The following is a 5,617-nucleotide window of genomic DNA, read 5'->3' as shown; positions in this document are numbered from 1 at the left end:
TACTCGTCCTTCCTAGACTGCAAAGGTTCTCAAGTCACGCTGAAAAGAAGACAAAGGACTAAAATAAAGGTCATTTTAGCCCTTTGTCAACAATCTGACAGATCCTTCTTTTAAGGATCTGTTTTTTATTTTTTCGAAAGGTGATTGACTTTTCGATCGAGTGTCTATATTGTATTAAGTGTACTACATCAACTAATACAATTTAGACACTTAAAAGTGAAGAAAGGTGTTTAACCATGAAAAAAGAAAAAAAACCAATCAATTTGAAGTGGATGGTGCTGGCTGTTGTGTTAGCATGTACATTTTTTTTCGTTCTCGTTTTCATTGGTTTTGAAGTTCAAAACGATTTAATTAAAAATTCGGTCCCTTTAATGCAAGGACATGATCAAACGATAGGACTGCAAAAGCATGAATGAGGAAAGAGGGAGCCATCATGATTCAAATAGATCCACGAAGCGCTGCACCCATATATGAACAAATCATTGAGCAGATGAAAATTTTGTGCTTAAAAGGCGTGGTGAAGCCAGGTGACAAACTGCCCTCTGTGAGAGAGCTGGCCACCATTATTATCGCCAACCCAAACACCGTTAGCAAAGCGTATAAAGAGCTGGAGCGGGAAGGGATTATTGAAACGTTAAGAGGCCGCGGAACGTATGTGACAGAAGGTGCGCAGTCAAAGCTGAATGAAGGGAAGGTGGTAGAGATGAAGGAGCAATTAAGGCAGCTCATGATTGAGGCTCATTATGCCGGTATTGATATTCATCAACTCAAGGTGTGGTTAGAAGAGATCGGCTCAAGTCTAAAAGGAGGGAAACAAGTTGATTGAGGTTAGAAATGTATCAAAGAAATTAAATGGACGTGAAGTACTCAGCGATGTTTCCTTCAAGATAGGCGAAGGAGAGATCTTCGGTTTGCTCGGCCGTAACGGATCAGGCAAAACAACACTTCTCAGATTGATTCAGCAAATTCTTCTTCCAGATGAAGGAGAGATTTATTTCAAAGATGTACTCGTCAAAGACCACCCGTTAGTCAAGCAAAATATTGTGTATATGCCGGTCGTAAATCCTTACTTTGACAGATACAATTATGGACAGCTTGTGAAGCTGTTAAAACAACTGTATCCAAAGTTTGACGTGACATATGCCAATGAGCTTGTGAACCGGTATGAGATTCCGGAGAAAGTGAAATACCGTGAGTTATCGACAGGTTTAAAGAAACAGCTGTCCCTCATTTTAAGTTTTGCCATCAAACCAGCGGTCATTTTGTTAGATGAGCCGACAGATGGGATTGATGCGGTCACGAGAAATGACGTTCTTCAGCTGATGATTGATGAAGTGGCAGATCGACGAACGACGATTTTAATTACATCTCACCGCTTAGAGGATATTGAGCGTATGTGCAATCGAATCGGGTTTTTAGAAGGAAATCAGCTCACAAGTGTCATGGATTTAGATGAATTAAAGAATGACTATGTCAAAATCCAAATGGCATTTGAAGAGGATATGAACTTAAGTATTCGAAAAAAAGGCGTTGCGATTTTAGATCAAGCGGGTGTGTTCTATACAGCACTTGTACTCAAAACAGATGAAGAGGCAAAAGAGTATTTGAAATCGCTTGAACCAAAAGTCTGGCATGAACTGCCTGTGAATTTAGAAGAAGTATTCATTGCGAAGTTTGGAGGGAAACGCAGATGGTAAAGCGGCAATTGTTATATAAGGAATGGAAGCAGTCTGAGCTGACATTCATTTTAGTGATGCTTGTTGCGGTATTTGCGACGCCATTATCCTTTTTAATGGAATACTCATCCTTTCAAACTTGTTTAAACGATCCGACTTGTACACCACTCGATAATTACTTTTATTATGATTTCGGTTCTGATATGTTTATCACCCTTTCATGGACGATGAGTTTAATTTTTGCAATTACCCAGTTGGGTTTTGAAAGAAATAAAGGGCAAATTGATTTTACTTTATCTTTGCCGTTTAGCAGAACGACCATTTATCACACAAAGTTTTTCCTAGGTGCCGGAATTATCACGCTCGTTCATGTATTGTCATATGTCTTTACTTATATACTCATTTTATGCATTCAACCACAAGAGACGATTGCGTTTAACAGTGGTTATTTGATTGCACTTGTGTCCACCTTAATGTTTTATAGTTTGTGTCTTGCAGCAGGTGCTTTAACAGGAAGCGCAATTAGTCAAGCCATTGTTACATTCAGTACATCAATTTTACCTTATTTATTAATTTGGCTTCCGATGTTTCATTTAGACTATTTATTAAAAACGGATAGAAGTTGGGTTGATGTCAGTTATGACTACTTTATTATGCCCATTGCTCCAATTACTTATATAACAGACCGTTTTCAATTTCGAAATTTAGTTGAAAATCCAATTTGGTTTACAGGTGTAGAATTTATCGTGCCAATTGTGATGCTAATCGTATTTTATCTCATTGGTTTGTTCAGTTTTATTAAACATCCAGTTGAACGAAATGGACGATTCTTTGTTTACCCCAAAATGGATAGGCCCATTCAGATATTGGTCATTGCCTTCGGTGTTCTAGGATTTGGCTGGGCTGGATTTTCTTCAGACAATTCCATGTTTGGTTATATCGCCGGCATGGTAATCGGTGGAGTTGTAGGTGCGCTTACGAGTTATTTCTTAATCTATAGAAAAAGATAAACAGAGAGCAGGGGAGCAGAGATGATTCAAATTCAATCGTTAGATCATGTGTTTAAAATTGGTAAAAAGGGCAGAGAGAACGAAATTCCTGTGCTCAAAGACATTGACTTGTCTATTAAAAGAGGCGATATTGCTTGTATCGTTGGGCGAAGCGGTTCGGGGAAATCGACTTTATTGAATTTAATATCTGGATATATTTCACCAACGAGGGGACAAATTATCGTTGATGGCACCAATGTGACCGGCTTTAATGAAAAAGAGTGGGCAGACTTTCGGTTAGATCATTTTGGCTTTATCTTTCAAAGCTTTCAATTGATCGGAAGTTTGACAACGTTTGAAAATGTGGAACTTCCGCTCACTTTAAAAGGTGTGAAGTCGTCTGAGCGAAAAGTGAAAGTAAAGGAAATGCTGAAACGAGTTGGTCTTGAACATCACGCTGGACATTATCCCAATGAACTGTCAGGTGGACAGCAGCAGCGTGTGAGTATTGCAAGAGCCTTGATCCTTAATCCATCTATTATTTTAGCTGATGAACCGACAGGCAGTCTCGATTCAGAAACAGAAGGGCAAATACTAGCCTTTATCCAGCAGCTCAATCGTGAAAAAGGGATTACATTTGTCATCATTACACATGACGATGAAGTTGCTTCTATCGCAGACACAACGTTCCAGCTTCATGATGGTGTATTAAAGAAAGGGGAACAGTCCATTGAAGTTTAGAGATCAGGTCAAATTCATCAGAAGAAATATGAAGAAAAATAGATTGCGTGTGTTTATGACCATTCTTGCAACGACAATGGCATGCTCTTTCTTAATCGTACTTGCATCTGTCGGTTTTGGTCTGCAAAAATCGGCTCAAGATGAAATCATGAAACAACAAATTATTACAGAAATTAAAGTGTTAGGCAAAGAAAAAGGCGACGTCAAGGTTGATGATTTAAAGACATATGATCATGTGAAATCTGTCGTCGCCAGAACGGCAATCAATCCATCGGTTAACGTCGAGCTCGATGACCGCTCAACTGAAACGCAGGCAGCTCTGACAGATATGAAAGAAGAAAAAGAAGCAGGTCTTGAGCTAGACCGAGGGAAAGTCCCAACATCAGCAAACGAAATTGTCGTTGGGTATCATATGGCAGAGCAGCTGTGGACGGAAAAAGAACGTGCAGCCTATGAAAAAGAAATGAATCAGACGTCAAATGGTGAAGAATCACCGAAAGAGCCAAAAGGCTATACGAAGGAGATTTTAAACAAAGTCATTCAAATCAAAGTGCCAAAGCTTAATGAAGAAAATGAAGTTGTGGAAGAAAAGACGTTTGATTTCCGTGTAGTCGGCGTGTTGAAAAAACCGAATTTAGAGTGGCAGCAGGATCATAAAATTCTTATTCCGAATGCTTATGAAAAAGAATTTGGTCAAATACTCGACCTGTCTCCTGAAGCAGGAAATGTTGAGAAAATGACTTCTGTTTATGCAGACAAATTCGACAATGTCGGTGCACTGACGGATAAGCTGACAGATGACGGCTATCAAGTCATCTCTGTGACGAACCAGCTTGAAGGAATGGATATGTTCTTTACGGTCTTCAAAATTGGACTTATTTTTGTCGGATGTATTGCGGTCATTATTTCTGCGATCGGCATTTTCAATACGATGACAATGGCGGTAACAGAGAGGACACAAGAAATTGGGATCATGAAAGCCATTGGTGCGAATCCTTCTATTATTAAGAGGATGTTCCTCATGGAAAGTGCTTATATTGGGGTGATTGGATCGATCATCGGGATTATCATCTCGTATGTGATTAGTTTTGCAGTGAACTTCATCATTCCAGCCATTTTGTCTTCCATGTCTGAGGGAGGGGCAAGCGATCAATTCTCGATTACCTTCTCCTATATTCCGCTAAGCCTTGTGATCACTGCAACAGTGATTAGCGCAGGGGTAGCGATTATCTCTGGACTCAACCCAGCACGTAAGGCAACGAAAACGAATGTATTAACAGCATTAAGAAGAGAAAATTAAAAAAGAACCTCCTGTGCCTTTAGCTGGCTAACAGGAGGTTTTTGCTCTTAGAAAGATGGCTATTGCTTAGGTGCTCGGTATCCTGCACGCTCTGCTTCTTCTACGGAGCAGAACATTTTGGTCACATGTTTTGTTCGTGTGTAGTATCTGCTGCTCGGCGTGTGATATATGCCGTTGACACTTCCTTTAATGTTACAGGCAGCCGATTCATTTTTTGTTTCTTTTTGTGACTCATGACCGCCAGTATTCGATCCATCATCCTTAGGCGCAGAGCGCTGGACGGCCGAGGACTGAGTGTCTTTGTTTCCGTTCTTGTTTTCTTTTTTGAGTGTTTCGTTGGTGGAGGTGAGTTTGTCTATTTTCTTTTCAAGCGCTTGAATGGTTTTTTCTTGTTGTTTGACTGTTTTCTTTTCTGAGGTGATGTTTTCTAGTTTCTTGGACAGCTCTTCTTTTTCGTTTGTCACGTCTTTTAAAGTGGCCGTAAGTGTCTCTTTATCTTCCTTTAGACGAGAAATGTCAGATGCTAATTGTTTTTGATCCTTGAGCAGCTGTTCAGAAGATGGATCTGCTTGTGCTTTCTGAGCACCTGTGACGGCAAACGGTAATGACATCATCGACAAAACAAGACCAATGATCAAAAAAGGATAAAAGAGTTTCTTTGAAAAAATTGGTTGGTTTTGCTGTTTGAGTAAGAAGAAATTGACGGCATATCCTATGGCGAAACAAACACATAAAAGACCTATGATGAGTAACATCATCATCTAGCAGCCCCCCTAAATCGCTATTTACCCCTATCATACCTCATTTTTCCATTTTGGGGAGCGATTCAACTAAAAAAAACCTGTTTACACAGGGTTTTCCAGCGTGTAGACAAACCCTCGCATTCTCCCGCAGTCCTGCGTGCCGGTGCT

Annotated in this window: 7 protein-coding genes; 6 read left to right on the top strand and 1 reads right to left on the bottom strand. The window is 39.9% G+C overall.

Annotated features, from left to right (window positions below):
* Nucleotides 1-236: 236 nt before the first annotated feature.
* From BA1_RS17835 to BA1_RS17810, 6 genes are read left to right on the top strand one after another with little or no spacing between them, the layout of a single operon-like run.
* A complete protein-coding gene (locus BA1_RS17835) occupies nucleotides 237-416 on the top strand; it encodes a hypothetical protein (protein ID WP_008362025.1) in 180 nt (59 codons plus the stop codon).
* Between the two features lie 17 nt (nucleotides 417-433).
* Entirely contained in the window at nucleotides 434-826 is a 393-nt protein-coding gene (locus tag BA1_RS17830; RefSeq protein ID WP_008362024.1) for a GntR family transcriptional regulator, read from the top strand.
* On the top strand, nucleotides 819-1,697 hold the full coding sequence (locus tag BA1_RS17825) for an ATP-binding cassette domain-containing protein (protein ID WP_008362023.1): 879 nt from the start codon (nucleotides 819-821) through the stop codon (nucleotides 1,695-1,697). Before BA1_RS17830 ends, BA1_RS17825 begins: the two co-directional genes overlap by 8 nt.
* A complete protein-coding gene (locus BA1_RS17820; protein WP_008362022.1) occupies nucleotides 1,691-2,686 on the top strand; it encodes an ABC-2 transporter permease in 996 nt (331 codons plus the stop codon). Before BA1_RS17825 ends, BA1_RS17820 begins: the two co-directional genes overlap by 7 nt.
* A 21-nt stretch (nucleotides 2,687-2,707) precedes the next feature.
* Nucleotides 2,708-3,406, top strand: coding sequence for an ABC transporter ATP-binding protein (locus tag BA1_RS17815; protein ID WP_008362020.1), 699 nt, complete (start codon nucleotides 2,708-2,710; stop codon nucleotides 3,404-3,406).
* A complete protein-coding gene (locus tag BA1_RS17810) occupies nucleotides 3,396-4,706 on the top strand; it encodes an ABC transporter permease (RefSeq protein ID WP_008362018.1) in 1,311 nt (436 codons plus the stop codon). Before BA1_RS17815 ends, BA1_RS17810 begins: the two co-directional genes overlap by 11 nt.
* Before the next feature lie 59 nt (nucleotides 4,707-4,765).
* On the opposite strand, the gene BA1_RS17805 is transcribed toward BA1_RS17810, so the two are convergent.
* Complete coding sequence (locus BA1_RS17805) at nucleotides 4,766-5,467, bottom strand: sunset domain-containing protein (RefSeq protein ID WP_008362017.1); 702 nt, start codon at nucleotides 5,465-5,467, stop codon at nucleotides 4,766-4,768.
* Between the last annotated feature and the right edge of the window lie 150 nt (nucleotides 5,468-5,617).

Source organism: Bacillus xiamenensis (assembly GCF_000300535.1).
Lineage (GTDB): Bacteria > Bacillota > Bacilli > Bacillales > Bacillaceae > Bacillus > Bacillus xiamenensis.
Note: the sequence above shows the minus strand (reverse complement) of the source record. Positions and strands in the feature narration are given on the sequence as shown.

What these genes read in the sequence shown, in the direction of transcription:
- BA1_RS17835 (WP_008362025.1), top strand. Translation starts at nt 237, where the DNA reads ATGAAAAAAGAAAAAAAACCAATCAATTTGAAGTGGATGGTGCTGGCT.
- BA1_RS17830 (WP_008362024.1), top strand. Translation starts at nt 434, where the DNA reads ATGATTCAAATAGATCCACGAAGCGCTGCACCCATATATGAACAAATC.
- BA1_RS17820 (WP_008362022.1), top strand. Translation starts at nt 1,691, where the DNA reads ATGGTAAAGCGGCAATTGTTATATAAGGAATGGAAGCAGTCTGAGCTG.
- BA1_RS17815 (WP_008362020.1), top strand. Translation starts at nt 2,708, where the DNA reads ATGATTCAAATTCAATCGTTAGATCATGTGTTTAAAATTGGTAAAAAG.
- BA1_RS17805 (WP_008362017.1), bottom strand. Translation starts at nt 5,467, where the DNA reads ATGATGATGTTACTCATCATAGGTCTTTTATGTGTTTGTTTCGCCATA.